Origin of the sequence: Achromobacter sp. ACM01, from assembly GCF_014851745.1 — a bacterium.
GTDB lineage: Bacteria > Pseudomonadota > Gammaproteobacteria > Burkholderiales > Burkholderiaceae_B > Achromobacter > Achromobacter aegrifaciens.
Genome location: NZ_JACVAF010000002.1, coordinates 1,240,007 through 1,265,336, shown reverse-complemented (window position 1 = coordinate 1,265,336; position 25,330 = coordinate 1,240,007). Strand labels below are relative to the sequence as shown.

General features: G+C 67.5%; 23 protein-coding genes. 8 read left to right on the top strand and 15 right to left on the bottom strand.

What is annotated here, in order from left to right; genetic code table 11:
- Positions 1-88: 88 nt before the first annotated feature.
- From map to hutH, 11 genes are all read right to left on the bottom strand, one after another.
- Positions 89-880, bottom strand: coding sequence for a type I methionyl aminopeptidase (gene map, locus IB268_RS14245; protein WP_054456411.1), 792 nt, complete (start codon positions 878-880; stop codon positions 89-91).
- Positions 881-1,126 carry a ParD-like family protein gene (locus tag IB268_RS14240; RefSeq protein ID WP_054456412.1) on the bottom strand — a complete coding sequence of 82 codons (246 nt, stop codon included), beginning with the start codon at positions 1,124-1,126 and terminating at the stop codon, positions 881-883.
- Between the two features lie 80 nt (positions 1,127-1,206).
- Complete coding sequence (locus IB268_RS14235; protein ID WP_192354411.1) at positions 1,207-1,857, bottom strand: DUF2894 domain-containing protein; 651 nt, start codon at positions 1,855-1,857, stop codon at positions 1,207-1,209.
- Positions 1,847-2,497, bottom strand: coding sequence for an OmpA family protein (locus IB268_RS14230; protein ID WP_054456414.1), 651 nt, complete (start codon positions 2,495-2,497; stop codon positions 1,847-1,849). Before IB268_RS14230 ends, IB268_RS14235 begins: the two co-directional genes overlap by 11 nt.
- Positions 2,494-6,183, bottom strand: coding sequence for a DUF802 domain-containing protein (locus IB268_RS14225; RefSeq protein ID WP_192354410.1), 3,690 nt, complete (start codon positions 6,181-6,183; stop codon positions 2,494-2,496). The genes IB268_RS14230 and IB268_RS14225 overlap by 4 nt, the downstream gene beginning before the upstream one ends.
- A 10-nt stretch (positions 6,184-6,193) precedes the next feature.
- Complete coding sequence (locus IB268_RS14220; RefSeq protein WP_119449397.1) at positions 6,194-7,021, bottom strand: DUF3348 domain-containing protein; 828 nt, start codon at positions 7,019-7,021, stop codon at positions 6,194-6,196.
- A 129-nt stretch (positions 7,022-7,150) separates the two neighbouring features.
- On the bottom strand, positions 7,151-8,080 hold the full coding sequence (locus tag IB268_RS14215) for a LysR family transcriptional regulator (RefSeq protein ID WP_192328168.1): 930 nt from the start codon (positions 8,078-8,080) through the stop codon (positions 7,151-7,153).
- A 198-nt stretch (positions 8,081-8,278) separates the two neighbouring features.
- Positions 8,279-9,097: a phosphate/phosphite/phosphonate ABC transporter substrate-binding protein gene (locus IB268_RS14210; RefSeq protein ID WP_192354409.1), complete on the bottom strand. Its 819-nt coding sequence runs from the start codon at positions 9,095-9,097 to the stop codon at positions 8,279-8,281.
- A 10-nt stretch (positions 9,098-9,107) separates the two neighbouring features.
- The gene (locus IB268_RS14205) at positions 9,108-10,112 is read right to left on the bottom strand and encodes an ornithine cyclodeaminase family protein (RefSeq protein ID WP_192354408.1); all 1,005 of its coding nucleotides are present in this window, start codon (positions 10,110-10,112) and stop codon (positions 9,108-9,110) included.
- Between the two features lie 14 nt (positions 10,113-10,126).
- Entirely contained in the window at positions 10,127-11,110 is a 984-nt protein-coding gene (locus IB268_RS14200; RefSeq protein WP_119449434.1) for a tripartite tricarboxylate transporter substrate binding protein, read from the bottom strand.
- Positions 11,111-11,152: 42 nt separating this feature from the next.
- Entirely contained in the window at positions 11,153-12,850 is a 1,698-nt protein-coding gene (gene hutH, locus IB268_RS14195; RefSeq protein ID WP_370540020.1) for a histidine ammonia-lyase, read from the bottom strand.
- A 477-nt stretch (positions 12,851-13,327) separates the two neighbouring features.
- Here hutH and IB268_RS14190 point away from each other — a divergent pair, with 477 nt between their 5' ends.
- From IB268_RS14190 to IB268_RS14175, 4 genes are all read left to right on the top strand, one after another.
- A complete protein-coding gene (locus tag IB268_RS14190; protein ID WP_192354407.1) occupies positions 13,328-13,990 on the top strand; it encodes a response regulator transcription factor in 663 nt (220 codons plus the stop codon).
- Positions 13,987-15,375, top strand: a complete 1,389-nt coding sequence (locus IB268_RS14185) for an ATP-binding protein (RefSeq protein WP_119449401.1) — start codon at positions 13,987-13,989, stop codon at positions 15,373-15,375. Before IB268_RS14190 ends, IB268_RS14185 begins: the two co-directional genes overlap by 4 nt.
- A gap of 124 nt (positions 15,376-15,499) precedes the next feature.
- Positions 15,500-16,729 (top strand): helix-turn-helix domain-containing protein, encoded by a 1,230-nt coding sequence (locus IB268_RS14180; RefSeq protein WP_119449402.1) that lies wholly within the window; start codon positions 15,500-15,502, stop codon positions 16,727-16,729.
- 34 nt (positions 16,730-16,763) lie between these two features.
- Complete coding sequence (locus tag IB268_RS14175; RefSeq protein ID WP_175162910.1) at positions 16,764-17,429, top strand: PQQ-binding-like beta-propeller repeat protein; 666 nt, start codon at positions 16,764-16,766, stop codon at positions 17,427-17,429.
- Here the strand turns inward: IB268_RS14175 and IB268_RS14170 are convergent.
- Complete coding sequence (locus IB268_RS14170) at positions 17,416-18,153, bottom strand: hypothetical protein (RefSeq protein WP_054456423.1); 738 nt, start codon at positions 18,151-18,153, stop codon at positions 17,416-17,418. The two genes, IB268_RS14175 and IB268_RS14170, sit on opposite strands and share 14 nt — an antisense overlap.
- A gap of 53 nt (positions 18,154-18,206) precedes the next feature.
- Positions 18,207-19,391, bottom strand: coding sequence for a Tet(A)/Tet(B)/Tet(C) family tetracycline efflux MFS transporter (tet, locus tag IB268_RS14165; RefSeq protein ID WP_175213521.1), 1,185 nt, complete (start codon positions 19,389-19,391; stop codon positions 18,207-18,209).
- Between the two features lie 119 nt (positions 19,392-19,510).
- On the opposite strand from tet, the gene tetR reads away from it, so the two are divergent.
- The 4 genes from tetR to IB268_RS14145 all read left to right on the top strand — a co-directional run bounded on the left by tetR (position 19,511) and on the right by IB268_RS14145 (position 24,152).
- On the top strand, positions 19,511-20,164 hold the full coding sequence (tetR, locus tag IB268_RS14160; RefSeq protein ID WP_192354406.1) for a tetracycline resistance transcriptional repressor TetR: 654 nt from the start codon (positions 19,511-19,513) through the stop codon (positions 20,162-20,164).
- 198 nt (positions 20,165-20,362) lie between these two features.
- The gene (locus tag IB268_RS14155; protein WP_054456426.1) at positions 20,363-21,487 is read left to right on the top strand and encodes a TRAP transporter substrate-binding protein; all 1,125 of its coding nucleotides are present in this window, start codon (positions 20,363-20,365) and stop codon (positions 21,485-21,487) included.
- A gap of 80 nt (positions 21,488-21,567) precedes the next feature.
- Positions 21,568-22,191, top strand: coding sequence for a TRAP transporter small permease subunit (locus IB268_RS14150; protein WP_054456427.1), 624 nt, complete (start codon positions 21,568-21,570; stop codon positions 22,189-22,191).
- On the top strand, positions 22,188-24,152 hold the full coding sequence (locus IB268_RS14145) for a TRAP transporter large permease subunit (RefSeq protein WP_054456428.1): 1,965 nt from the start codon (positions 22,188-22,190) through the stop codon (positions 24,150-24,152). Before IB268_RS14150 ends, IB268_RS14145 begins: the two co-directional genes overlap by 4 nt.
- Positions 24,153-24,195: 43 nt before the next feature.
- Here the strand turns inward: IB268_RS14145 and IB268_RS14140 are convergent, their stop codons facing one another.
- Positions 24,196-24,654, bottom strand: coding sequence for a VOC family protein (locus IB268_RS14140; protein ID WP_054456499.1), 459 nt, complete (start codon positions 24,652-24,654; stop codon positions 24,196-24,198).
- 36 nt (positions 24,655-24,690) lie between these two features.
- Complete coding sequence (locus tag IB268_RS14135) at positions 24,691-25,206, bottom strand: GNAT family N-acetyltransferase (RefSeq protein WP_192354405.1); 516 nt, start codon at positions 25,204-25,206, stop codon at positions 24,691-24,693.
- Positions 25,207-25,330 lie beyond the last annotated feature (124 nt).

Below are 25,330 nucleotides of genomic sequence, written 5' to 3'. Positions count from 1 at the left end.
GACAAGGGCACGATCATGATCGTGCCCTTGTCCTCCGGCACTCCGTTCCTTGCCATGGGCAAGGCGCGCGCGCCGCTTCGCCTCTTTCTCAGGGGATGGGCGGATAGTCGCCGAAGCCGTCCGGCCAAGGCGTCAGCACTTCATAGCCGGTCTCGGTCACGACCACCATGTGCTCCCATTGCGCCGACAGCGAGCGGTCCTTGGTGACTACGGTCCAGCCGTCGGGCAGTTGCTTGGTCTGGGGCTTGCCGGCGTTGATCATGGGTTCGATGGTGAACATCATGCCGGGCTGCAGCACCATGCCTTCGCCGGGGCGGCCGTAGTGCAGCACTTGCGGATCGTCGTGATAGATCTGGCCGATGCCGTGGCCGCAGTATTCCCGCACGATGCTGAAGTGCTCGCGGTGCGCCACGGTCTGAATGGCGTGGCCGATATCGCCCAGCGTCGCGCCGGGCTTGACGGCCATGATGCCGGCGCGCATGGCTTCGTAGGTGGTGTTGACCAGGCGCCGCGCCAGCGGGCTGGGCTGGCCCACGTAGTACATGCGGCTGGTGTCGCCGAACCAGCCGTCCTTGATAACGGCCACGTCGATGTTGAGGATGTCGCCGTTCTTCAACACCTTGGCCGACGGAATGCCGTGGCAGATTACGTGGTTGGCCGAGGCGCAGATGGTCTTGGGAAAGCCGTGGTAGCCGACGTTGGCGGGTATCGCCTTCTGCACGTTGACGATGTAGTCGTGGCAGATGCGGTCCAGCTCATCGGTGGTGACGCCGGGGCGGACGTGTTCGGCGATCATGTGCAGCACTTCCGCCGCCATGGCGCCGGCCTTGCGGGCCATTTCGATGTCGGCGGCGGACTTGATGGAAACCTTCTTCGCCATTTACGCGGCCTCCTGCTGGGCTGGTTGTGGCAAGCCTTGGGACAAGGAGGCGATGGCGAAGCCCTCGGCCTGTTCGATGCGGATCAGCAGCTGGCAGATGTCGGCGTGGCGCAGCTCGGGGTAGAGCTCGGACAGCATGCCGATGCGCATCCAGTGTTCGGCCTGGGAATTGATGGAGCGGCTGAGCGCGCCGCTGGCGACGCGGAGGTTCTCATGCATCTGCTCGGAGATCTTGACGATGCCCATGGAGTTAATGATCCATATATGGTTTGTATATGGATCGTATCTTACCGCCGATGGGCGGCAGGGCGCAAATCGGGAGGGGGCTAGCGGCCCTTGCCGCGCGCCGTCTTCTTGGCGCCGGCGCGAGGCGCGGCCTCCTTGGGCGGGGGCGCGATGGCGGCGTGCACCTGCTCCATCCACATCAGCGCGTCGGTGTACGACAGGAACTGCTGCAGATAGCCGGGCGACACTTCGCGCATCAGCGACAGCGCGCGGTGCACCAGCTGATTGGAGTTGAGCGGGCCGGCGTTCTTGTGTACCTGCTCCTGCGACTGCCGCACCTGGCGGTCGGCGCTGACCCGCGACCAGACGCCGCGGAAGTACTCCAGCGTTTGCAGTTCGGGATAGGTGGCGCGAAGGTCGGTGGCGCCGCGCGCGTCGGTGCCGGGATCGGCGATGTACGCGGTCAGCGCCGCCAACGGTCCGGGTTCGGGGAGGGCGGCAGCGGGCGCGGGGAGGTTTTCGGCCGCATCCGCGGGCGCGCCGTCCAGTTCGGCCTCGTAGGCCTGGATCAGCGTTGCCAGCTTGCCGTCCAGCAGCCTGCGGGCTTCGTCGCCCTGGGCGGCTGCGCGCCGTTGCAGCGCGTCCATGAACTGGAAGCGGACAGGATCCACACGGTCGGCGCCGGCCTCGCGCCAGGCGTCCAGCATGGCCCGGGCGTCGATGATTTCGCCGCGGGTGCCGTCACTGGCCATGCGAGGTCCCGGCGTCGCTGGAGGGCTTGGGGATGGGCGCGATTTCGACCCGGCGGTTCTTGGACCGGCCGTCCTCATCCGCGTTGGAGGCCACCGGCTGTTCGGAACCGAAGGCCGCGGCGAATACGGCCGACGAAGGCACGCCCTCGTCGATCAGCGCGCGCGTCACCGTCAGGGCGCGCTGCGCCGACAGGTCCCAGTTGTCGGCGAAGCGCCGGTTGCCTTCGCGCACCTGCTGGTCGTCGGTGTAGCCGCTGACCATCAGGATCTCGTTGTGCGACTTCAGATAGGCAGACAGGGGTTCGATCAGGCTTTTCAGGACTTCACGGCCCTCGGGCTGCAGTTGGTCCGAGTTCAGGGCGAACAGGACGCTGCCGCTGATGCCGATGCGGCCGTCGATCAGGGTCACGCGGCCGGCGGCCAGCGGACCCGCCAGCGCCTGCTCCAGCGTTTCGCGGCGCTGGGTTTCGACCTGGCGCTGCTTGACCTCTTCCTCCAGCTGGGTGGACAGCTGCAGCTGCACGGCGACGACGCTCACCAGGATCAGGACGAATGCGCCCAGCAGCACCGACATCAGGTCGCCGAAGACGGCCCAGGCCGGGACTGTGGGCTCCACGCCGCCGTCGATGTCCTCGCTCATGCCGCTTCCGCTCCGGCCGTCGCGCGCTGAATGGCCAACTGCTGCAGGTTCTCGATGATCTGCTTCTGCGACACCATGCTCAGGTCCACCACTTCACGGGCCTGCGCCACGTAGTAGGCGAGCTGTTCGTCGCCGCGCGCGATGGATTTGTCCAGCGCCGCTTCGATGCGTTGCAGGTGCGCCACCAGCTTGTCGTTGGACTCGCCGAAGAGCTGCACCGCAGTACCGAAGGACTCGCCCAGGCTGGCCACTTCGGCGGCCCCGCTGGCGACCTGTGCGGCCACTTCGGCCAGCTTGCCGGTTTCGGCCTGCGCCTGTTCGGTGAACTGCGTGCCGACGCGGTCCAGCAGCTCCGCCGACGAAGATACCAGCGCGTCCACGGCCGTGCGTTGCTCGGCGGCGGTGTGGTTGACGGCGTCCAGCAGGGTGCCCAGGGTTTCCAGCAGGCGGTTGCGTTCTTCCAGCATGTCGTTGTCGCGCTCCATGCTGTCGGAGAGCTTCTGGCGCAGTTCGCCGATGACTTCGGCGGCGGCGCGCGGCGCTTCAGAGGCGGCCTGCACCAGGCGGCCGATCTCGGCGATGGTGTCGTTGGCGCTGGCCTGGGTCTGCGCGCTGATGTCCTGCGCCGTGATGGCCAGCGTGTCGCAGATCTGCTGCTGCTGGTTGGCGGTGTAGGAACTGGTCTGTTCCCATTCGGTGCGCAGCGAGTCGGCGATCGTGCCGAGCTTGCCGGTCCAGACTTCCAGGCGCGCTTCGTCCTCGGCGGCGAGCGCATTCTGCAGGTCCGTCTGCGATTGCTCCAGCGTTTGCAGCAGGGCGGCGGAGTGTTGTTCGAATGCCGCGGCGGCGGCTTCCAGCGCCTGCTGGTTGTCGCCGGCCAGCTTGGCGTTGGCTTGCTCCTGGCGTGCCTGCGCCTCGGTCCAGGCCTGGGTGACGCCGGTGGCCGCCGTTTCCAGGCGGGCCGACACGCTTTCCAGCAGACCAGCCTGAGCCTGGGTCTGGGCCGTGATGTCGCGCGCGGTCTGGGCCAGGGTGTCGTTGACTTCCAGTTGGCGCAGGGCGGCCTGGGTGCCGGCCTGTTCCCATTCCTGGCCGAGCTTGGCGGCCATGGCGGTGAGCGTGCCGGTCCAGGCGGCCAGGCGTTCCTGGTCGCGCGAGGCCAGCGCGGTTTGCAATTCGGCGTGCGACTGGTCCAGCGTTTGCAGCAGCGCGGCGGAATGCTGTTCGAAGGTGGCGGCGGCGGTCTCCAGCGCTTGCTGGGTGTCGCCGGCCAGCTTGGCGTTGGCTTGCTCCTGGCGTGCCTGCGCCTCGGTCCAGGCCTGAGTGACGCCAGTGGCCGCCGTTTCCAGGCGTGACGACACGCTTTCCAGCAGGCCGGCCTGAGCCTGGGTCTGGGCCGTGATGTCGCGCGCGGTCTGGGCCAGGGTGTCGTTGACTTCCAGCTGGCGCAGGGCGGCCTGGGTGCCGGCCTGTTCCCATTCCTGGCCGAGCTTGGCGGCCATGGCGGTCAGTGTGCCGGTCCAGGCGGCCAGGCGTTCCTGGTCGCGCGAGGCCAGTGCGGCCTGCAATTCGGCGTGCGACTGGTCCAGCGTTTGCATCAGCGCGGCGGAATGCTGTTCGAAGGTGGCGGCGGCGGTTTCCAGCGCTTGCTGGTTGTCGCCAGCCAGCTTGGCGTTGACCTGTTCCTGGCGGGCTTGCGCCTCGGTCCAGGCCTGGGTGACGCTGCCTGCCGCCGTTTCCAGGCGGGCCGATACGGTTTCCAGCAGACCGGCCTGGGCCTGCGTCTGGGCGGCGATGTCACGCGCGGTCTGGGCCAGCGTATCGCTGGCGGCCTGTTGGCGGGCCACGGTGTCGGCGCCAGCCTGCTGCCATTCCTGGCTCAGCGTAGCGGCCATGGCGGTGAGCGTGCCGGTCCAGGCGGCCAGGCGTTCCTGGTCGCGCGAGGCCAGCGCGGCCTGCAATTGCGTGTGCGACTGGTCCAGCGTCTGCAGCAGGGCCGCGGAATGCTGTTCGAACGTGGCGGCCGCGGCGGCCAGGGCCTCCCGGTTGTCGCCTGCCAGCTTTTCGCCAGCCCGTTCCTGGCGTGCCAGCGCGGTGGCCCATTGTTCCGAGACGCCGTTGGCGGCCGCTTCCATGCGGGCGGATACGCCTTCCAGCAGCCGGGCCTGGACTTCGGCCTGCGCGGTGATGTCGCGCACGGTCTGCGCCAGCGTGGCGCTGATGGCTTCCTGGCGTTCGGCGGCCTGCGCGCCGGACTGTTCCCATTCCTGGCGCAGCGTGGCGCCCATGGCGCCCAGGGTGTCGGTCCAGGCGGCCAGGCGCTGCTGGTCGCGCGAGGCCAGCTCGGACTGCAGCAAGGTGTGCGATTGGTTCAGCGTGCGCAAGAGCGAGGCCGAATGCTGCTCGAAGCTGGCTGCGGCCGCGGTCAGGGCCTGCAGATTGTCGCCCGCCAGCTTTTCGCTGGCCTGCTCCTGGCGCGACAGCGCCTGGGTCCAGGCTTGCGACATGCTGCCCGACGATTCCTCCAGGCGCGAGGACACGCTGTCCAGCAGGGCGGCCGAGCGCTGTTCGAAGGTCTGGGCGAAGTGGTCGAGCGAGGCGCGCAGGTCCTGGGACAGGGCCTCGCTGGCGCGCTGCTGGCCGGCCAGGGCCTGGTTCCAGATGCCGGCGACATTGCTGGTGGTGGCCTGGAAGCCCGAGGTCAGTCCTTCCAGTTGGCGCTGCACGGCTTGCGTCACGGTGTCCTGCAGGGAAGCGGTTTCGCGCGACAGGCTGGCCATCGTCGCTTCCACCACGGGTTGCAGGGCGGCGCCGGCCGAGCGCGCGCTTTGCGACACGCTTTCCTTCATGGACTGTTCCATGACGGCGGCCAGGCGCGAATAGGCCGCCTCGGCCTTGTCCTGGAACGCGTCCTGGCTGGCCATGTGGCGGTCGCTCAGGGCCTGGTTCTGGCGGGCCATGTCGCTCATCATGGCTTGCAGCTTGTCCACCAGGGTAGGCATGGCTTCCGCCTGGCGCTGCATGACTTCAGCCTGGCGTTGCAGCAGCTTGAAGGATTCCTCGCGCTGATAGCCCTGCGAGTACACGCGCAGCGTGGTCGCGGCCTTGCTGTCCAGCAGTTGCGCGGCGCGCACGCGTTCGCGGCGGCACAGGGCTGCCAGCAGGCCCAGCATGGCGGAGCTGGCCACGCCGGCGATCGAGGTGCCGAAGGCAAAGCCCAGGCCCTTGACCGGCGCGGCGAGCGAGGCGCGGATGGCGGCCAGATCGGTGGCGCTTTCCAGCGCCAGGCCAGTGCCGCGCAGGGTCACGACCATGCCCAGGAAAGTGCCCAGCATGCCGAGTAGCACCAGCAGGCCGACCAGGTACGGCGTCAGCGCCGGTCCGGGCAGGCCCGCGCGCTCGCCTTCGATGCGCAGCCGCGCGGCGTTGCGCAGGCCCGGCGGCAACTGGTCCAGCCAGGATCCCAGATTGCCGGGCGCTTCGGACAGGCCCGAGAGCGCGCGCGTCAACGAGGATGTCGCCTGCTGGTAGCGCAGCAGTTCCAGCGCGCCGGCCAGGTAACAGACGGCTATCAGCAAGGTCACGGCCAGCGCCAGCGGGTTGGTGCCCGCATAGCCCACGCCGATCCAGCCCACGACGGCCAGACCCGCCAAGAAAACTACGAGATTAGTCAGATATTTGGACATAGTGTCCCGGTTAGCTGGCGCGAAGGGTGGCAAGCAGCCCTTCGACCGGTTGTAAACGAACATCCAATTCGGCAAGCAGCACGCTGCGCATGTCTTTGCGGAACGTGTCCAGCCAGGCGCCCGGCGTTATCGATGCCGTCGCCGGAGCGGGCGCCGCGCCCGTCTCGACCGCGGCATCGCCTTGCGCCTCGGCTTCGGTCTCGCCTTGCGCTTGCGCCAATGCGGCAGCCTCGGCCAGGGCCGCGGCCTCCGCGTCGCGCAGGCGCTCGAAATGGCCTTGCAGCAATTTCGGAATCGCGCCGAACAGCGCGCGTTCCTTGGGCAGCAGGGCGCGGTCCATGATGGCGTCGACCACCGCCAGTCGCGTCATTTCGCCGTTCTTGGCTGCGACCATGCCGCGCAGCCGGCTGCGCAAATTGCCCACGGCGGTTTCCATCGTGTGCTGCAACGACAGATAGCGCTGGCGAAAATTCGCGTAATCGGCGTCAGCCTCGGCCAGCGCCGCCAGTTGCTTGGCGGGCGCGGGCGCTTGTCCCGGCGTGCGCCGCTTGGCGGCCGTGGCCGCGGTGTCGCTGGCGATGGCGTCGGCCAGCGTGGTCCGCACGCGTTCGCACTCGCGCTCTTCGGCGCTGCTGAACATGCGGGCGCCGGGGGCGATCACCGGCGGGCTGGTGTTCAGCGCCGCGGAGAGCGCGATCGCGTCCGTCCAGCCGAGCCATTGGCTCAGATGGTCCGAGAGCGATTGCCTGGATTGCGGAACATCGACATCCGTCAGGCGAGTCAGCAAGCGAATGAGCGTCGGGCCGCTTAAACCTGTGCGCTGTGGGGCCTGCAACATACCACCAGAGTCAAAAAGGGGGGAGTTTACACGGTGGAGGGCGGCGCCAGGGGCGGGGGAAGGGCGGCAAGGGCGTGCCGCCCGAAAAAAGAGGGTCGCATCATCTGCCGATGCAATATTGTGACGGGGTTATGCCACCCGGCGAATCCGGAGTTCTGGCGCCAGGCCATGCGCCGGATTGTCCAGGTAGTCCGCCAGAAAATCGATGAGGTACCGGGTCCGGGCGGGCAGCAAACGGGTTTCGGTCACGGCGTGGACCTCGATCGGCCCCAGGCTCCAGGCCGGCAGCACGCGCGCCAGCTCGCCCGAGCGCAGCCGGCCGCTTTCGTCGCCGCCCAGCGCCGCGATGCCGGCGCCCAACACGGCAAGCTGCCTGGCCATGCAGGCGTCGTTGGCGCCGTAGCGGTGCTCCACCGGAACCAGCAACTGCTCGCGGCCGCGCTGTAGCGGCCAGGGCGCGGGCTGCCCGCCGCCGGCGCGCAGGCCGATGCAGTCATGGCGCGCCAGGTCCGCGGGGCTGGCAGGCATGCCGCGGGCGGCCAGGTAGGCGGGCGAGGCGTACAGGCCGGCATGGACCACGCCCAGGCGGCGCGCCACCAGCGACGAGTCGGGCAGTTCGCCCAGGCGGATCGAGACGTCGCCGATCTCGGGCGGGTGCTCGGCGAACTCGGGTCCGGCCACGCTCATCTGGAGCCGGATATCCGGGTAGCGGCTGCCGAATGCCACCAGGGCGGGCATCAAGGCGTCCAGCGCATACGCCGCGGGCAGTTGGACGCGCAGCGGCCCGCTGGGAAGTTCCAGTTGCTCGCGCAGTTCCTCGTGGGCGATCTCGGCTTCGGCCACGATGCGGCGGCAGCGTTCGAAGTACAGCCGCCCGGCATCGGTCAGCTCCACGCGGCGCGTGTTGCGGCTGAGCAGCCGCAGGCCCACCGAGCGTTCCAGTTCGGCCACGTGGCGCGACACCGTGGAGGTGGGCATGCCGAGCGTCGCGGCGGCCCGGCTGAAGCTATGCGCCTTCGCCACTTCGGCGAACAATTCCATGCCTTGCAGGCGTTTCATGAGTGCATCTCCCGCGCGGTCCGGACGGATCAGCGCCATGTTCCATTGCTTGATGTGCGTGTTGCCGGCGGCCCAGGGAAGGCCAGCCGTCGCAGGAGGGCATTGTCGGCACGGGGTTTTAATAATTCTTTAAAGCGCCGCCGCGCCAGGGGAAAGAGGCAGTCCGCCCCGCCTGGAAAGGCGGGGCCTGCGCCGGTTTCAGCGTATCTCGGGATAGCCTGCCGTCACGGCGGCGTGCGCCATGTCGCCCAGGACAGAGTAGGCGGCCGGATCCGGGCGGGCGAAGCGCGCGACATGCGCCGCGCGCAATAGCGGCTGGTGCGCCGGATTTTCGTGCATGGCAAGCAGGGCATCCGACAGGGCCTGCGTGGCGGCCGGGGCCACGTCGGGTCCGGACACCAGGAGGGGATTCGGCGTCCATGGCGTGTACGCCAGCGTGCGCAGTCCGGCCAGCGCGGCCGGATCGTGCGCGCGCAGCAGATCCAGGTACCAACTGTCGGCCGCGGTCAGGTCGATCTCGCCGTCGGCCAGGGCGCGCAGCAGGCCCCGCGGGTTGCCATAAGGCCCCTTGGACGCTGCGAACAGTGAGCCGCCAGCCGCGGCCAGCCTGGCCAGCGCCGCGCGCGGCGCATTCCAGCCCGATTGGGAGTCACGCACCATCCAGCCATAGCGGCTGCCGGCCGCATCAGCCAGCGAGGACCAACCGCAGTCGGCGCGCACCAGGAATTCGCTGCGATAGCGCGGCAGGCCTTCGTAGGCCGGCCAGTCCGGCACCACCGCAGCGACCGCCGCAAAGGCCCGGCCCGCCTGCAGCGCGTTGACGTAGGGCCAGCCGCACATGAAGACGCCGCACAGGCCGGGCCGTTCCCAGAGTTCGCCGATGGGCGTGGGCCAGCCGTGCTCGACGAAGCGCACCTTCAGTCCGGCGCTGGCGTGCGCGGCCTGCAGCAGCGCATGCCAGGCAGCCCGCGCCGCGGGCGCCACGTCGTACATGCGCGTCGAAGTGATGAGATCCATGGCGCTGCGCCTATGCAAATTTCAAGGTCTGGCCCAGGCCCATATTGCGGGCCTTTTCCAGCATGGCGTGGCCCAGCGCAATATCGGTGGTGGACAGGCCGCGGTGCCAGAACAGGATGGTTTCGTCATCGCGCTCGCGACCCGGCTTCAGGCCCGCCACGATCTGGCCCAGTTCGGCGTGCAGGTTTTCTTCCGTGATGCGGTCGCTGTCGACGTGGGCGCGCAGCGCGCCATAGGGCAGCCCCTTGCGGCATTGGCCCCAGTCATCGACCACCACCTTGCTCATGATGTCGGTCAGGCTCAGTTCCACCGCGCTCATGGTGCCGTAGGGCATGACCAGGGCGCCGGGCTTGATCCATTCGGTCTTGAGCAGCGGCGTGGGTTCAGGCAGGCGCGAGGCTTCGACCACGATGTCGGCGCCGCGCACGCAGGATTCCCAGTCATTGACGACCTTCACCGGTTTGCCCAGGTCGCGCGACAGGCGCTCGCCAAAGGCCTGCTGGCTTTCCGGCCGGCGCGAGTGCACGCGGATTTCTTCAAAGTCGTAAAGGCTGTCAAGCAGCCGCACGTTCCAATAGGAAGTGCCGCGCGACCCGATATGCCCCAGCACCTTGCTGTTCTTGCGCGCCAGGTACTTGGCGCCCAGCGCGGTGACGGCGCCGGTGCGCATGTCGGTGATGGCGGTCGCGTCGACTACGGCCAACGGCTTGCCGTTGACCGGATCGAACAGATTGAGCAGGGCCATCTCCGAAGGCAGGCCCACTTTGTAGTTGTCGACGAAGTCGCTGACTACCTTCACGCCCGCGACGTGCAGCGGCTCGATGTAGCCGCGCAGCACATTGAAGTGCCCTTTGGCGGAAGACTCCGGCACCAGGTGCATGCGGGGTTCGATGACGGTCTTGCCGCGTCCCTGGGCGTCCAGCGCGCTTTGCACCGCGGCCAGGATTTCCGCATCGGTCAGCGCCAGCGCGCGCACGTTAGGGCCGTTCAAATAGGTGATGTCTATGGATTGCATGATGTCTCCTCTGTTTATTGGATGGGCTGGATGCCGGCCTGCTTGACGATGGCCGCCCACTTTGCGGTTTCCTGCTGGATCGCCTGGGTGAAATCCGCGCGGTTCGAGCCGGCGGGCTCCACGCCCAGGCCGGCGAACTTCTGGCGCACGGACTCCTTTTGCAGCACGGCGGCAATGTCGGCCTGCAACTGGTCGAGGATAGCGGGCGGCACCTTGGCCGGCGCGACGATGCCGTACCAGGACGTCACGTCAAAGCCCGGATAGCCGCTCTCGGCTACCGTGGGCACGTCCTTCAGTTGCGGCAGGCGTTGCGGACCGGCCACCGCCAGCGCGCGCAGCTTGCCGGATTGGATATGCGGCAGCACGGTGGATACGCCGGCGAACATCATGTCCACGTTGCCCGCCACCACGTCGTTGACTGCGGCAGCCATGGCGTTGTAGGGGATGTGGCGCGTGACGATGCCGGCCGACTGGTTCAGCAGTTCGCCCGCCAGGTGGGCCCCGCTACCGGGGCCGGGCGAGGAATAGTTGAGCTTGTCCGGATGCTGGCGCGCATAGGCCACCAGTTCGGTGAAGCTCTTGACCGGTACCTTGTCGTTGACCACCAGCACATTGGGCGAGGTGGCCAGCATGGTCACCGGCGCGAAGTCCTTTGCGGTGTTGAACGGCAGCTTGGTATAGAGCAGCGGGTTCACGGTCAGGTTGCCCGCCGGCGCCAGGGCCAGCGTATAGCCGTCCGGATTGGCGCGGGCGACAAAGTCCATGCCGATGTTGCCGGAGGCACCGACCTTGTTTTCGATGATGACCGGCACGCCCCATTTGCTGTTGAGTTCCTGGCCGACGATGCGGGGCAGCGCATCGGCGATGCCGCCCGCGCCAAACGGCACGACGATGGTGACGGGCCTGGCGGGATACTTGCCTTCGGCGGCTGCCGCAGGCAGTGGCAGCGCGGCGGCCAGCAGGGCGCTGCTCAGGCACAGCGCAAGGTACTTTTTCATGGTCATTCCCCTTGTTGTGTGGTTCAGGCCGCGGCGTGGCGCTTACTGCGCCGCGCCGCGCTCCTGGTTCAGAAACCGGTCGGCGCGCGCGATGTCGTCGGCCAGCCTTCTGTCCTGCGAAAGAAACGGCACTTCCTGCCGGAAGGCCGCCAGCACCTCGCCGGTCCCTTTGCCCACCGGACGCCGCGGCTCCGCGCGCGTGCGCAGATCCACGGCCTGCGCCGCATGGATCAGTTCTATGCCCAGCAGCGTGCGCAGGCGCGCGGCCTGCTGGCCCACGCGCTGCGCCGCCAGCGGGCCGTTGGTGGCCACGTCTTCGATGTTGCCGGCGACCGCCAGCGCATCGGACGAGACGGGCTGCGACAGCGTCCGGATTTCGGTCGCCAGGAGCGACACGGGCTTCTGTATCGTGGTGTAGGCCAGCGTCGTGTCATTGGGCGACAGAAAGCGCGGCAGCTTGGTGAAGGCCGGGTCGCCCATGCGCAGCACGCGTTGCGCCGAAGACTGGGCCACCTGGGCCAGCGCCACGCCCACCGACTGCAGCGGCACCACCCAGGCGGTGGGATCGAAGCCGGCGCTGGGCAGCACCGCGCCGCGCAGCTTGCCCTGCGTCACGTAGTAGCGGGTTTCCTGCGGCGTGGCGCCCGGTGGCGGAGAGACATCCAGCGCCACGGTCGGGTTGTCATCAGAACTGTTGATCTGCACCAGCAGCTGCACGTCCAGCTGGCGCAGCGTTTCGCGGGCCGCGCCATGGACCTGGCTCACGGTGCGGAAGCTCAGGGGATCCTGCAACGGCCGCTGTTCATCCGTCTGCCACAGCGCGCTGCCTTCGAGCAGCGACAGGATGCGCCGGGCCACCTGCTGCTGTGCCGGATATGGACGCTGGCCCTGGGTGGCGGGCAGCAAGGGTGCAATATTGCCGTTCAGGCCTTCGAGCGACAGGGCCGCCACCTCATCGGCGCGGTCCAGCACCCGGCTGGCGTCGTGCGCGGCCAGGATGGCAAGGGCCGCGCCATAGGCGTTGGAACTCAACAAGGACAGCGAATCCTTGGCGTAGGGCTGGATCGGCGCCAGGCCTGCCTGGCGCATGGCCTCGGCTGCCGGCAGGCGCTTGCCGCCGGTTTCCACCATGCCTTCACCCATCATGGCCAGGCCGATCTGCGGCAGGATCGTGATGTCGGCCTGGCCGACCGAGCCTTGGCCCAAGACCACCGGCGTCAAGCCCTTGTTGAGAAAGTCGGCGTACTGGCGCACCAGCGGCGGACTCATGCCGGTGCCGCCCGCCAGCGCGGTATTCAGCCGTATCAGCATGGCGGCGCGTACCGTGTCCGTCGCCGCCGGCTCGCCATAGGCCACGGTGTGCGACAGCAGCATGCGATGGTTGAAGGCCGCCGACAAGGCGCGGGCCTCGTCCGACAGCGTGTCGCCGGAGAAGATGGTCTGGTCCTTGTTCTGACCCACGCCACGATTCAGGCCGTACACGGGCTGCCCCAGGCGGCCGTATTCCAGCAGCAGGTCGTGCGAGCGGGCCACGCGCTGCCACGCAGTTTCGGTGGGCGCCACGGGCTGGCCGCCGCGCGCCACGGCGACCACGTCCGCGGTGGTAAGCGAGCGCCCGTCCAGCGCCAGGGGCGCCTTGCGGGCCGCGGCGCGCGCTTCGGCGGTAGTGGCCGGCGCGGCGGCTGCGGCCGTTGTGGCTGACCACGCGGGCGCGGCAGCAAGGGCCGTGGCCAGTGCCAATAGCAGCGGACCTGCGCATTTGTGTGTAAAGCCTCTGAAAACGCGAACTTCAACTGCCGGAAGATGACGCATCACTGCTCCTGGGAGGGAGGGAAGTAGAGGGACTGCAGCGTGAGTTAGGGGCGGATCCGGGGCCGACGGATGGCGCGTACTTGAAGGCGAGAGGGTGGCGCCCAGGTGCGGTGCGGCGGGTGGCGCTCTTGGCGCGTTCCGGGGATGCGGTGTCAGCGGGATTTATTTAACTCGTATATACAAGTACAGTCAAGCATATGCTAATGACGGTATAGCCAGTAAGAGGGACGTAGCCAGACTGCGCCAGCGTCGACGGGGGGCGCTTGCTAAAATCCGCCGCTCTGGTCCATCGCCCGCTCCGCGCTTTCCGCAAGGGGCTGGCCGCAAGCCGCGGGCATGGCTTCTTAATAAGTTCTTAAACCGAGGCCGACATGCTGCGGCATGGGTGACGGTTCTGGAGTTTTCTTGCGTGTCCTGCTAGTTGAAGACGACGCCATGTTGGGCGACGCCGTGCACACCAGCCTGGCGCAGTCCGGCGCCGACGTGCAATGGGTGCGCGACGTTGCGCAGGCGCGGCTGGCCCTGGTGGATCATGGTTTTCAAGCCGTGCTGCTGGACCTGGGGCTGCCGGATGGCAGCGGGCTGACGGTCCTGAAGCATCTGCGTGCGCGCTACGATGCCACGCCGGTGCTGATCCTGACCGCCCGCGACCGGCTGAGCGAGCGGATACAAGGCCTGGATGCCGGCGCCGATGACTACATCGTCAAGCCATTCCAACTGGACGAACTGCTGGCGCGGCTGCGCGCCGTGGTCCGGCGCAGCAGCAACGCCGTGGTTTCGGCGCTGCGCTGCCGCGACGTGGTGCTGGAGCCGGCCAGGCGGGCGGTGACCCGCGCAGGCGTGGAAGTCAGTCTCAGCGCGCATGAATACCGAACGCTGCTCGCCCTCATGGAGCGCATCGGCCACACCGTCAGCCGCGAACGACTGGAGGCCGCCGTCTACGGCGACAGCGGCGCCATCGAAAGCAACACGGTGGCCGTCTACATCCATCAGTTGCGCCGCAAGCTGGGCGACAAGCTCATCGCCACGGTCCACGGCCTGGGCTACCGCATCGAGGCGGGCGAATGAAGACGCTGCGCAAGCAGCTCACGCTGACGCTGCTGGTGACGATGACCCTGTCATGGATCGCGGTGTTCGCCTTCCAGCAGTACGAAGCCACGCGCTCGCAGACCGGCGCGCGCGATCAATGGCTGCACGACGCGGCCAGCCAGATGCTGGCGTCGCTGCCGGTCAGCCTGCTGGGCAACGAGGCCCCGTCCGAGCGTTTCACTCCGCCCGCATCCAGCCGTGTCGACGGCGACAAGGTACGTTTCCACCTCTGGTCGCTGGCCGATCGCCGGCTGCTGCTGCGCTCGCCCGAGTCGCCCGCGCAACCCTTGAGCGGCGGCTTCCAGGACGGTTATTTCGACGTGCGCGCCGACGGCGTGGACTGGCGCGTGTACGCGATCTCCGACGCGCAGGGGCGGGTGCAGGTGCAGGTGGCGCGGCCGCAGAGCGAATTGCGCGCGCAGTCGCTGTACAGCCTGAAGCGCGGACTGCTTATCGTGTCTGTCCTGTTCGTGCTGCTGGCCGTGGTGAGCTGGATGGTGGTCGGCCGCGCCTTCCGCAAGGTGGACCGCGCCGGCGTGGCCATCGCGCGGCGCGGCCCGTTCGACCTGGCGCCGCTGCCCATGGCCGGCATGCCGGGCGAACTGCGTCCCTTCATCCGCTCGATCAACCAGCTGTTGCTGCGGGTCAAGGGTGGCATGGACCGCGAGCGCCGCTTTCTGGAAGATGCCGCGCACGAACTGCGCACCCCGCTGGCCGCGCTGAGCGCGCACGCCGAACTGGTGGCCCGCAGCGCGGGTTCCGGCGACGCCCCGGCCGCCATCGAGAAACTGCGGCTGGTCGCCCAGCGCACCTCGCGCCTGTCCGAACAATTGCTGGACCAGGCCCGCATGGATGCGCTCAGCGCCAGCGCCGACGAGCCGGAGCTGGTCGAACTGGACGCGCTGGTGGCCATGCTGGTGCGCGATTGGGAATCCGACGCCACCCGCAAGCAGCTGCGCATCCAGCTGGATGTGCAGGCCTGCGTCGTCAGGGGGCGGCTGGACGCGCTGGGCGTGTTGGTGCGCAACCTGCTGGACAATGCCGTGCGCTATACGCAGAGCGGCGGCCAGATCGTGGTTTCCTGCGGACCGTCGCCCGACGGCGGAGCCTGCCTGCGCGTGGCCGACGACGGACCGGGCATCGCGCCGCAGGAACGCTCGCGCGTGTTCGACCGCTTCTATCGCGCCCCAGGCAGCGCCGCGGGGGGCAGCGGCATCGGCCTGTCGCTGGTGGCGCAGATCGCGCAACAGCATGGAGCCGAGATCACGCTGGGCGAGGGCCTGCGCGGCGCGGGCGTGGCGCTGACGGTGACTTTCCCGCCTGCAGCCGGGGGAACTCCCGCAGCAGGCGCGCAGGGCGCTTGAACCCGCCGGACCGGGGGCGGGGATTGAAATGCCGGCCGGCCTGACTGCGCAGCAAATCCTTGCCAAGTGGTAGATTAGTTTCCGGCAATCGGACTGAGGGAGCGGCGTCAGTGGCGGGATTTCCATGGATTTGCTGATCACCTCGGCAGCGCGCGCACTGGCCGCCGGCAATCCGCTGGGCGCCCTGAACCTCGTGGCCTTGCGCGATGACGCGCCCGCGCTGGCCTTGCGCGGCATCGCCATGGCCCAACTGGGCGATTTCCGCCGCGCCCGCGCCTTGCTGCGCAGCGCAGCCCGGAACTTCGATCACAAGAATGTGCTGGCCCGCTCCAGATGCGTCGTAGCCGAGGCCGAGATCGCCCTGGTATCGCGCGATCTGGCCTGGCCGGAAAAGGCCCTGGAGGCCGCGCGCGCCGCGCTGGAAGCCCATGGCGATCCGGCCAACGCCGCGCATGCGAGGCATCTGCAGGCGCGGCGTGAACTGCTGCTTGGCCAGCTCGATCGGGCCGAGGACGCCCTGGCCATGCTGGACCCGGCCTCGCTGGCCCCGGCTTCCCGCGCCATCCACGAACTGATCGCAGCCGGTATCGCCTTGCGGCGCCTGCGCACCGAGCGCGCGCGCGCCGCGCTGACCCAGGCCGAGCTTGCGGCCCGCGTCGCCGGCATCCCCGCGCTGATCGCCGAGGTGGAACACGCCACCCTGGTCCTGAATACGCCGGCCGCGCGCCTGATCGGGCAGGGCGTCCAGCGGCCCATTCTGCTGGATGAAGTGGAAGCGCTGCTGGCATCCGACACGCTGGTGGTGGACGGTTGCCGTCACGCGGTGCGCAGCGCAGGCCGCGAGATTCCGCTGGCGAGCCGGCCGGTGCTGTTCGCGCTGGCCCGCGTCCTGGCCGAAGCCTGGCCGCAGCCCGCGCCCAGGGAAACGCTTATTGAGCAGGCCTTCCGCACGGCCTATTTCGATGAAACGCACCGCGCGCGCTTGCGGGTGGAGATAGGACGCCTGCGCGCGGCCTTGGACGGCGTGGCCGGCATCAGCGCCGCGCGCGGCGGTTTCGTTCTGAGGCCCGAAGCCGACAGGCCGGTTGCGTTGCTGGCCCGGCCAAGCGGTGAGGGCGACAGGGATCAGGGAGCGGTGCTGGCCTGCCTGGCCGACGGCGAAGCCTGGTCCAGCTCGGCCCTGGCCCTGGCCTTGGGCGCAAGCCAGCGCACCGTGCAGCGCACGCTGGACGCGCTGGCGGCGGCAGACAAGGTGCAGGCTTGCGGACAGGGCCGGGCGCGCCGCTGGATGACGCCGCAGGTACCGGGATTCACGACAACCTTGTTACTCCCGGCCGCGCTGGCCGCCGACTAGCATGAAGGCTCGAACTCCAGTTCAAGGAACCGACATGAAACGAACGCAAGCCCAGATCATTCGCGAGTACGGCCCATTTCCCGGCGTGCAGGCCGTGCATGGCGTGACTTATGACGGCCGGCAGGTCTGGTTTGCCGCCGGCGAAAAGCTGATTGCCATGGATCCCGACAGCGGCAGCACCCAAGCCTCGATCGACATCGTTGCCGACGCGGGCACGGCCTTTGACGGCAAGCATCTCTATCAGATCTCCGACGGCACCATCGTCAAGCTGGAACCGCAGAGCGGGCGGGTGCTGAGCCGCATCCCCGCGCCCGGCGGCGGCGGCGCTTCGGGCATGGCCTGGGCCGAGGGCAGCCTGTGGGTGGCCGAGTACCGCCAGCGCAAGATCTACCAGGTGGACCCGGAGACCGGCCGCGTGCTGCGCACCATCGAATCCAACCGCTACGTCACCGGCGTGACCTGGGTGGACGGCCAGCTGTGGCACGGCACCTGGGAGGACGGCGCCAGCGATCTGCGGCAGCTGGACGAAAAGACCGGCGAAGTGCTGCAAAGCGTGGAGATGCCGGCCGGCATCGGCGTGTCGGGGCTGGAATCGGATGGCGCCGGTTGCTTTTTCTGCGGCGGCGGCGACAGCGGCAAGCTGAGGGCGGTGCGCCGTCCGCCAGCCAAGGCCGACGATACGGCGGTCACCAACGGATGATGTAGGGCCTGTCTCCCAGTTCCCACACGCCGTCTTTCCGTTCCAGCATGATGTACTCGGTTTGCCATTCGTCCGGCTGGTCTTCCGGCGCAAAGCCGGACAGGTACGGACGGAAGGCGGGATCCGCCGCCCAGTCCGCGGTGCTGCGGTCCAGCCGCCATTCGAACTTCACCGCCGAGACCAGGTTGGGGTTGTCGTCGAATGGATTCTTGAGCGGCTTGGTATGGGTGAGGATCTTGCCGATCTGCAGGCCGGGGGCGCAGAACTTCGCGGTATAGACCAGCTTGGAGTTGAGGCGGGCCTCGCCATCCGTGTAGTAGGGCCGGCCTTTATCCGTCAGCTCCATGCGGCTGCTCGCGTCCTCGGGATCCTCGTCCGCTTGCGGTGGCCCGCCGTCGCCGTTGGCGCTGACGCGCTTGACCGTGACCAGCTGATGCTTGATCAACCCCTGCACGATCCTGTCCTGGCTTTCCAGGAAAGCGGTGTAGACATCAGTGGGCAAGGGCCGCACACCCACGACGTTGACGCAGGCGCCGACCGGCGCATATTCCGGTTGCGCCGTGGCCTCGACCAGGATCTTGCGCATCTTGCCTTCGGTCAGGCCCGGACCCAGGGGTGATTGCCACCATGCATAAAAACCCGCGGCGCCCGCGATGATCAGGCCCAAGGCCCAGGCCTTGCGTGGAATCCGGCGGCGGTTGACGGCGCGCTGCTTCTGGTTCATTCCTTTCCTTGCCGATTGTGGTTCCCCGATAGTAGCGCGGGACCAGTGCAGTCCTACCAGACCTTGCCTTGCGAGGTTCCGCGGCGCAAGACCGGCAGGCAGGCAAAATACAGCCCGGCGCCCGCGATCCATGCCCATCCTTTCCACGCGTTCAGCGTCGCGGCATAGAGCGCCGTGATGGCCAACGGCCCGACTATCGCGCTCAGGCTGGACAGCGCGGCCAGCGCGCCCTGCAACTGGCCCTGGCGTTCCTGCTCCACCTGCGCGGACAACATGGCTTGCAATGCGGGCATGCCGATGCCGCCCGAAGCCAGCAGGAGCATGATGGGGAACGCCATCCATCCCCGCGACGCAAACGCCAACAGGACGTAGCCCAGGGCATCGGCGCCCATGCCCAGCAACAGCGTACGTTTTTCGCCCAGCCGCGCTGTGACGGGCCCGGTGGCCAGTCCCTGTATCAGCGCGTGCAGCGCGCCGAATGCGGCGAGCGAGACGCCGACCGTGGCGGCATCCCACTGGTAGCGGTCTTCGCCGTAAATGACCCACAAGGTGGCAGGCACCTGCCCCACGAACTGCATGAGGAAGAAGACGGCCATCAGTGCGATGACTACGGTTCTGCCGCGCGTCCACAGGAACGAAGAGGCGGGCATGAGCGCCTTTAGCGATAGCGGCCGCCGTTCGCCCGCATGCGATTCGGGCAACAGGAAACAACCCATCAGGAAATTGACGCCGTTCAGGATTGCGGCTGCCAGGAACGGCGTGTGCGGCGAGACGCCGCCCAGCAGGCCGCCGATGACGGGCCCCGCAATCATGCCGACGCCGAAGCAGGCGCTCATCAGGCCGAAGTAGCGCGCGCGCTCGTGGCCCCGCGCAAGATCGGCGATGCAGGCGCCCGCCACGGCGCCCGTGGCGCCGGTGATGCCGGCGACGAGCCGTCCCGCGTACAGGACCGGCAGCGTTGGCGCTGTCGCCATGATCAGGTAGTCGATGGCGGCGCCCGCCAGCGAGAGCAGCAGGATGGGCCGCCGGCCGTAGCGGTCGGACAGCGCGCCCAGCGCCGGAGCGCACAAGAACTGCATCAGGGCATAGGCTGCCAGCAGGGCGCCGTAATGGCCCGCTATGTCCTCCGATTGCACCAGGCCGCGCAACAGGCCGGGCAGGACGGGCATGACCAGGCCTATGCCTGCGGCGTCCAGGGCGACGGTAGTGAGGATGACCAGGGCGTGGCCGGCTCTCATGCGCGGCCTCGTGGCGGGTGGATGGACTGCATGTTGTTTGATCTGTTATTTATCATTGATAAATTTTTCGCTACGATAATTTATCATCGATAAAATTTCAAGATGAACGAGGAATCGCCGTGACCAAATTGCAAGCGGATGTCGTGATCCGGGCCGGCCTGGACCTGCTGAACGAGGTCGGCGCCGATGGGCTGACGACGCGCAAGCTGGCCGAACGCCTGGGGGTCCAGCAACCCGCGCTGTACTGGCATTTCAAGAACAAGCGCGCACTGCTGGACCGCCTGGGCGAGGCGATGCTGTCGGAGAGCCACACGTATTCGATGCCCAGGCCCGGCGACACCTGGCGTTCATTCCTCAACGGCAATGCGCGCAGTTTCCGGCGCGCATTGCTGGCCTATCGTGACGGCGCACGCATACACGCCGGCACCCGGCCGAGCGAGCCGCAATTCGAAGCCGTGGAGGCGCAGTTGGCGTTCCTGTGCAAGGACGGCTTCGCGCCCGCCGATGCCGCCTACGCGTTGACGACTGTCAGCTACTTCACGGTCGGCGCCGTGCTGGAACAGCAGGCCGCCGCGGCCGATGAGCAGGAGCGGCAGGCCGGCGCGAAGCAGACCCCGTCCTTGGCGACGCCATTGCTAACCGCGGCTTTGCAGGCCCTCGACGCCGCCGGACCCGATGCGGCATTCGAGTTTGGACTCGCGGCCATACTCGATGGACTGGAGCAGCGGCGTGGGCACTCCGCGTTGCCCGGGAAGATCGTGCGTAAGCACTAGTACTTGGTTTCTAGGGTAATTCCTGACGAGAAGCTGATTGTCAGCGATTAGTCAGAAAGGTTTAATCAGGCTCACGCTTTGCGCATCGTCCGCAATCGCGCCGGCGGGATTCCGCAGCAGGCTTCACCATCCCGCGCCCACGCAGGAGTAGTAACTACAAGCTGGTCCATGTAGTCCTAATTCAGGAGACAACACGCCATGCAACACGTTACCAAGCCCCGCCGCAAGTTCATCTCCGGCGCCGCTGTCGCCGGGGCCGCCGCGCTCGGATTTCCGGCAGTTGCCCGGGCACAGAATGCCCCGGTTTCCCTGCGCTTTCAGAGCACCTGGCCCGCCAACGACATCTTCCACGAGTTCGCGCGCGACTATGCGCAGAAGGTCAATGACATGGCCGGCGGCCAGTTGAAGATCGAGATCCTGCCGGCTGGCGCCGTGGTCAAGGCCTTCGACCTGCTGGACGCGGTGTCCGCGGGCACGCTGGACGGCGGGCATGGGGTGGTCGCCTACTGGTACGGCAAGAACACGGCGGTGGCGCTGTGGGGATCGGGGCCGTCCTTCGGCATGGACGCCAACATGTTGCTGGCCTGGCACGAGTACGGCGGCGGCAAGGAGCTGCTGGTCGAAATCCAGAAGGCCATGGGCGTGAACGTGGTGTCGCTGATGTACGGGCCGATGCCGACCCAGCCGTTCGGATGGTTCAAACGTCCGATCACCAAGATGGAAGAGGTCAAGGGCCTCAAGTTCCGCACCGTCGGCCTGGCCATCGACATGTATACCGCCATGGGCGCGGCCGTGAACGCGTTGCCCGGCGGGGAAATCGTGCCGGCGCTGGACCGCGGGCTGCTGGACGGGGCGGAATTCAACAACGCTTCCTCGGACCTGGCCCTGGGCTTCCAGGACGTCTCCAAGATCTGCATGCTGCAGAGCTTCCACCAAAGCGCGGAGCAGTTCGAAATCCTCTTCAACAAGGCCAAGTACGACGCGCTGCCGGAACACCTGAAGCACATCCTCAGCTATGCCGCGCAGGCCTCCAGCGCGGACATGTCCTGGAAGGCGGCGAACCGCTATTCGCAGGACTACGTCAAGCTGCAGAAGGACCACAACGTCAAGTTCTACAAGACGCCAGACGCCATCCTGCAGCAGCAGCTGAAGATCTGGGACGAGATGATCGCCAAGCGCTCGGCCGAAAACCCCTTGTTCAAGAAGGTGCTGGAATCGCAACGGACCTTCGCCGAGCGGGTGGGGCGCTGGCACGGGGACACCTCGGTCAACTTCCGCATGGCCTACAACCACTACTTCTCGCGCTCCACCAAACAGGCTTGAAGGGCCGGTACCTGTATCCCGCGCCGCGCGCCATTCACCGGTGCGCGGCGGGACGCCATGCGTCTTGACCTGGAAGCGAGATGATCCGAATCATACGTTTCATAGACCGCATCTCCACTTTTGTCGGGCAAACCTTTGCCTGGTTGATCGTAGTCCTGACCTTGCACGTCTGCTGGGAGGTGGCCGCGCGCTACCTGTGGAACCAGCCCAGCGCCTGGGCGTTCGACATGCAGATGATGTATTACGGCATCCTGTTCATGATGGCGGGGGCCTATACCCTGGCCAAGAACGGACACGTGCGCGGAGACATCCTGTACGGCTTCCTGCCGCCGCGCGTGCAGGCGGCGCTGGACCTGATCCTGTATATCGTGTTCTTCTTCCCCGGCGTGATCGCGCTGGTGTGGGCGGGCTGGTATTACGCCGGCTACTCCATCGCCATCCGCGAGCATTCGTCGCTCATGGCCAACGGGCCGCCCATCTATCCCTTCAAGGCCTTCATCCCGATAGCCGGCGCGGTGCTGCTGGTGCAGGGCGTGGCGGAAGTGCTGCGCTGCGTGCTGTGCCTGAAGCGCGGCGCCTGGCCCTCGCGCGAGGAGGACGTTGAGGAGGTGGACGTCGACAAGCTCAAGAAGATGGTGCATGTAAAGGACGAGGACATCGCCAAGCTGGACCGCTACGTCACCACCGGGGAGCCGCGCTCATGAAGATCCACAAGGCGCTATGGTTCGGCCTGTCGTGCATCGGCCTGGTGCTGCTGATGATCGCGTTCCTGACGCCCTGGGACCATCTGACCACGGGGCATATCGGCCTCTTGATGCTGGCGCTCATCGTGGTGGCCATCATGCTGGGCTTTCCGACGGCCTTCACGCTGATGGGCATGGGGGTGTTGTTCACCTTCCTGGCGTACTACATGCAGAGTTCCGACGCGGGCCGCTCGGTCGGGCAGACGCTGGACCTGATGGTGCAGCGGACCTACGCCACGATGACCAACGACTCGTTGATTTCGATCCCGCTGTTCGTGTTCATGGGCTATCTGGTCGAACGCGCCAACCTGATCGAAAAACTGTTCCGCTCCATGCACCTGGCGCTGGCGCGCCTGCCGGGCGCGCTGGCGGTGGCCACGCTGGCGACCTGCGCGATTTTCGCCACCGCCACCGGCATCGTGGGCGCCGTGGTCACGTTGATGGGCCTGCTGGCCATGCCCGCCATGCTGAAGGCCGGCTACAGCGTGCGCCTGACCGCGGGTTCGATTACCGCTGGCGGCTGCCTGGGCATCCTGCTGCCGCCTTCCGTGATGCTGATCGTCTATGGCGCGACCACCGGCGTATCGGTGGTGCAGCTGTATGCCGGCGCGCTGTTCCCGGGCATCATGCTGGCGGTGCTGTACATGGTCTATGTGATCATCGTGGCCAAGCTGCGCCCCGACATGGCGCCGCCCCTGCCCAAGGAAGAGCGCGGCGTGCCGCTGTCCCCGGAATCCGCCGCGCTGGCGTCCGGCGGCTACACGCGCGCCGTGTCCGGCATGCTGGCGGCCCTGTTCAAGGGTCGCCGCAACAAGGACGTGCCGTTCGGCTTCCTGATGCGCAACATGGCGCTGGCGATTGCGCCGCTGGCGGTCACGGTGCTGCTGGTGGGCGTGGTCTACCAGGCGACGACGCGGCCGGCGGTCGTGTACGAGATCCCTGCCGAGTTGCAGCTGGGGTCGGGGGGATTCGATTCGGGCCTGAGCGAGCCGCCGGCAGACGATGGGCTGGCGGAGCCGCCTTCGAACGAGTTGGCCGAACCGCCTGCGAATGATCCGCCCGCGGCCGGCGGCCTGGCCGAGCCGCCTGGCACGCCCGCCGCCACGCCAGCGGCCGCGCCCGAGACCACCGCCGCCGCGCAGGCGCCGGCATCCGCCGGCGAGAGTATCGCCGCGCCCCAGGGTTTCTGGATCTTCGCGGCCATATGCGCGGCCATCCTGGTGGCGTTCTATGCGATGCTGACCTGGGCGCGCATGGAAATCTTCAAGATGCTCATGGCCTCGTTCTTCCCGCTGGCCGTGATGATCGCGGCGGTGCTGGGCTCCATCGCCTTCGGCCTGGCCACGCCCAGCGAGGCCGCCGCCATGGGCGCCATGGGCGGCGCGCTGCTGGCCCTGGCATACCGGCGGCTGAACCTGCCGGTGCTGCGCGAATCCGTGTTCCTGACCGCCAAGACCAGCGCCATGGTGTGCTGGCTGTTCGTCGGTTCATCGATCTTCTCGGCGGCGTTCGCGCTGCTGGGAGGACAGCGCATCATCGAGGAATGGGTGCTGTCGCTGGGGCTGTCGCAGTTGCAGTTCCTGCTGCTGGCGCAGGTCATCATCTTCCTGCTCGGCTGGCCGCTGGAATGGACCGAGATCATCGTGATCTTCATGCCCATCTTCGTGCCGCTGCTCAACACCTTCGGCATCGACCCGCTGTTCTTCGGCCTGCTGGTCGCGCTGAACCTGCAGACGGCTTTCCTGTCGCCGCCAGTCGCCATGTCGGCGTTCTACCTGAAGGGCGTGTCGCCGCCGCACGTGACGCTGAACCAGATCTTCCTGGGCATGATGCCGTTCATGGGCATCCAGGTGGTGGCGATCTTCCTGCTGTACGTGTTCCCGGGCATTGGCATGTGGCTGCCGACGGTACTGTACCGGTAAGAGGCGGGGGCGGCGGTCGCGCCGCCTCCCGTGCCGCCTTGCCTCAGGCCTCTGCCTGAATGTCGCGCCGGCCCAGGCCCGCCGAATAGCGGATGAGATAGCCGTCCGGATCCTGTACCAGGAACTGCTGCACGCCCACCTCCGTGGTCCCGGCGCGATACCACTTTTCCTCGGGCTCCATATACAGCGGCCAGCCGGCGCCGCGCAGGGCATCGACGATAGGCGTGATCGCGGGCACCTCGATCTGCAGATTGATCCCGCGCCCCAAGGGCGCTTCCAGCGGGCCGGTGATCCAGTTCCTGCCGTGGCCGTATTCCTCCAGCATGACCTGGGATCCGTGCTTGTCCAGATAGGCGAAACGGTCTTCCGGGCGGTCGTAGGCTATCGAGAACCCGCAAAGCCCGCACCAGAAATGCAGGCTCTTGCGGATGTCGGACACCAGCAGTTCGGGCACGACGCGGGCGGCGGAGAATTCGGCGGCGGGAAGGACGGGGTAGTTCATGGCGGAGATTTGCAGGATGCGCAGGAGGGCGGGGGATCAATGCCGCGGGAACCGGTCGGATCCAGCGGCAGGACGCGGCAGTGCATAGACGATGGTCTCGCGGTCGTAGTGGCGTTCGCGCGCCCGGAACGTAAACCCGAGTTTTTCCAGGACGCGTACGGAGGCTTGGTTGTCGGGCCAGACAACCGCGACGAGTTCGGAAACTTCCGTTTCGCGCCAGGCATACTCGCACAATTGCTGCGCGGCCTGGCTTGCATATCCCTTTCCCCAAGCCGCGCGCTGCAGCCGATAGGCAAGCTGGATGCTGTCCGTGCCAGCCAATGGGACCAGGCTTACCCAGCCCATTGCGACGCCGCCTACTGTGATCGCCCAGTGGCCCAGTTGGGTCGGCGGTTCCCGCAGCCATGCCAGCAGCTCCTGCCGCCGTGCCTCGTCTGCCGGTTTGATGCCGGTGCTGTAGCGCATGACCTCGGGATCGGATTCCATGGCCAGCAGCATGGGGATGTCATCTTCCTGCATGCGGCGCAGGGTCACGCGGGGAGGCAAGGGCATGGATTCATTCACTGGCTGCTTGGGTAGCCAGGATGATAGCCGTTCACAGCCACCAGCCCGTCTTGCGGAAATATGGTTAGGCGCCTTATTATTTCGGCATCGAGAATCACTGGGCTGGATTACT

Bases quoted from the DNA above. Each gene is read 5' to 3' on its own strand.
- map (WP_054456411.1), bottom strand. From the start codon at position 880: ATGGCGAAGAAGGTTTCCATCAAGTCCGCCGCCGACATCGAAATGGCC.
- IB268_RS14240 (WP_054456412.1), bottom strand. From the start codon at position 1,126: ATGGGCATCGTCAAGATCTCCGAGCAGATGCATGAGAACCTCCGCGTC.
- IB268_RS14235 (WP_192354411.1), bottom strand. From the start codon at position 1,857: ATGGCCAGTGACGGCACCCGCGGCGAAATCATCGACGCCCGGGCCATG.
- IB268_RS14230 (WP_054456414.1), bottom strand. From the start codon at position 2,497: ATGAGCGAGGACATCGACGGCGGCGTGGAGCCCACAGTCCCGGCCTGG.
- IB268_RS14225 (WP_192354410.1), bottom strand. From the start codon at position 6,183: ATGTCCAAATATCTGACTAATCTCGTAGTTTTCTTGGCGGGTCTGGCC.
- IB268_RS14220 (WP_119449397.1), bottom strand. From the start codon at position 7,021: ATGTTGCAGGCCCCACAGCGCACAGGTTTAAGCGGCCCGACGCTCATT.
- IB268_RS14215 (WP_192328168.1), bottom strand. From the start codon at position 8,080: ATGAAACGCCTGCAAGGCATGGAATTGTTCGCCGAAGTGGCGAAGGCG.
- IB268_RS14210 (WP_192354409.1), bottom strand. From the start codon at position 9,097: ATGGATCTCATCACTTCGACGCGCATGTACGACGTGGCGCCCGCGGCG.
- IB268_RS14205 (WP_192354408.1), bottom strand. From the start codon at position 10,112: ATGCAATCCATAGACATCACCTATTTGAACGGCCCTAACGTGCGCGCG.
- IB268_RS14200 (WP_119449434.1), bottom strand. From the start codon at position 11,110: ATGAAAAAGTACCTTGCGCTGTGCCTGAGCAGCGCCCTGCTGGCCGCC.
- IB268_RS14185 (WP_119449401.1), top strand. From the start codon at position 13,987: ATGAAGACGCTGCGCAAGCAGCTCACGCTGACGCTGCTGGTGACGATG.
- IB268_RS14180 (WP_119449402.1), top strand. From the start codon at position 15,500: ATGGATTTGCTGATCACCTCGGCAGCGCGCGCACTGGCCGCCGGCAAT.
- IB268_RS14175 (WP_175162910.1), top strand. From the start codon at position 16,764: ATGAAACGAACGCAAGCCCAGATCATTCGCGAGTACGGCCCATTTCCC.
- IB268_RS14170 (WP_054456423.1), bottom strand. From the start codon at position 18,153: ATGAACCAGAAGCAGCGCGCCGTCAACCGCCGCCGGATTCCACGCAAG.
- tet (WP_175213521.1), bottom strand. From the start codon at position 19,391: ATGAGAGCCGGCCACGCCCTGGTCATCCTCACTACCGTCGCCCTGGAC.
- IB268_RS14155 (WP_054456426.1), top strand. From the start codon at position 20,363: ATGCAACACGTTACCAAGCCCCGCCGCAAGTTCATCTCCGGCGCCGCT.
- IB268_RS14150 (WP_054456427.1), top strand. From the start codon at position 21,568: ATGATCCGAATCATACGTTTCATAGACCGCATCTCCACTTTTGTCGGG.
- IB268_RS14145 (WP_054456428.1), top strand. From the start codon at position 22,188: ATGAAGATCCACAAGGCGCTATGGTTCGGCCTGTCGTGCATCGGCCTG.
- IB268_RS14140 (WP_054456499.1), bottom strand. From the start codon at position 24,654: ATGAACTACCCCGTCCTTCCCGCCGCCGAATTCTCCGCCGCCCGCGTC.
- IB268_RS14135 (WP_192354405.1), bottom strand. From the start codon at position 25,206: ATGCCCTTGCCTCCCCGCGTGACCCTGCGCCGCATGCAGGAAGATGAC.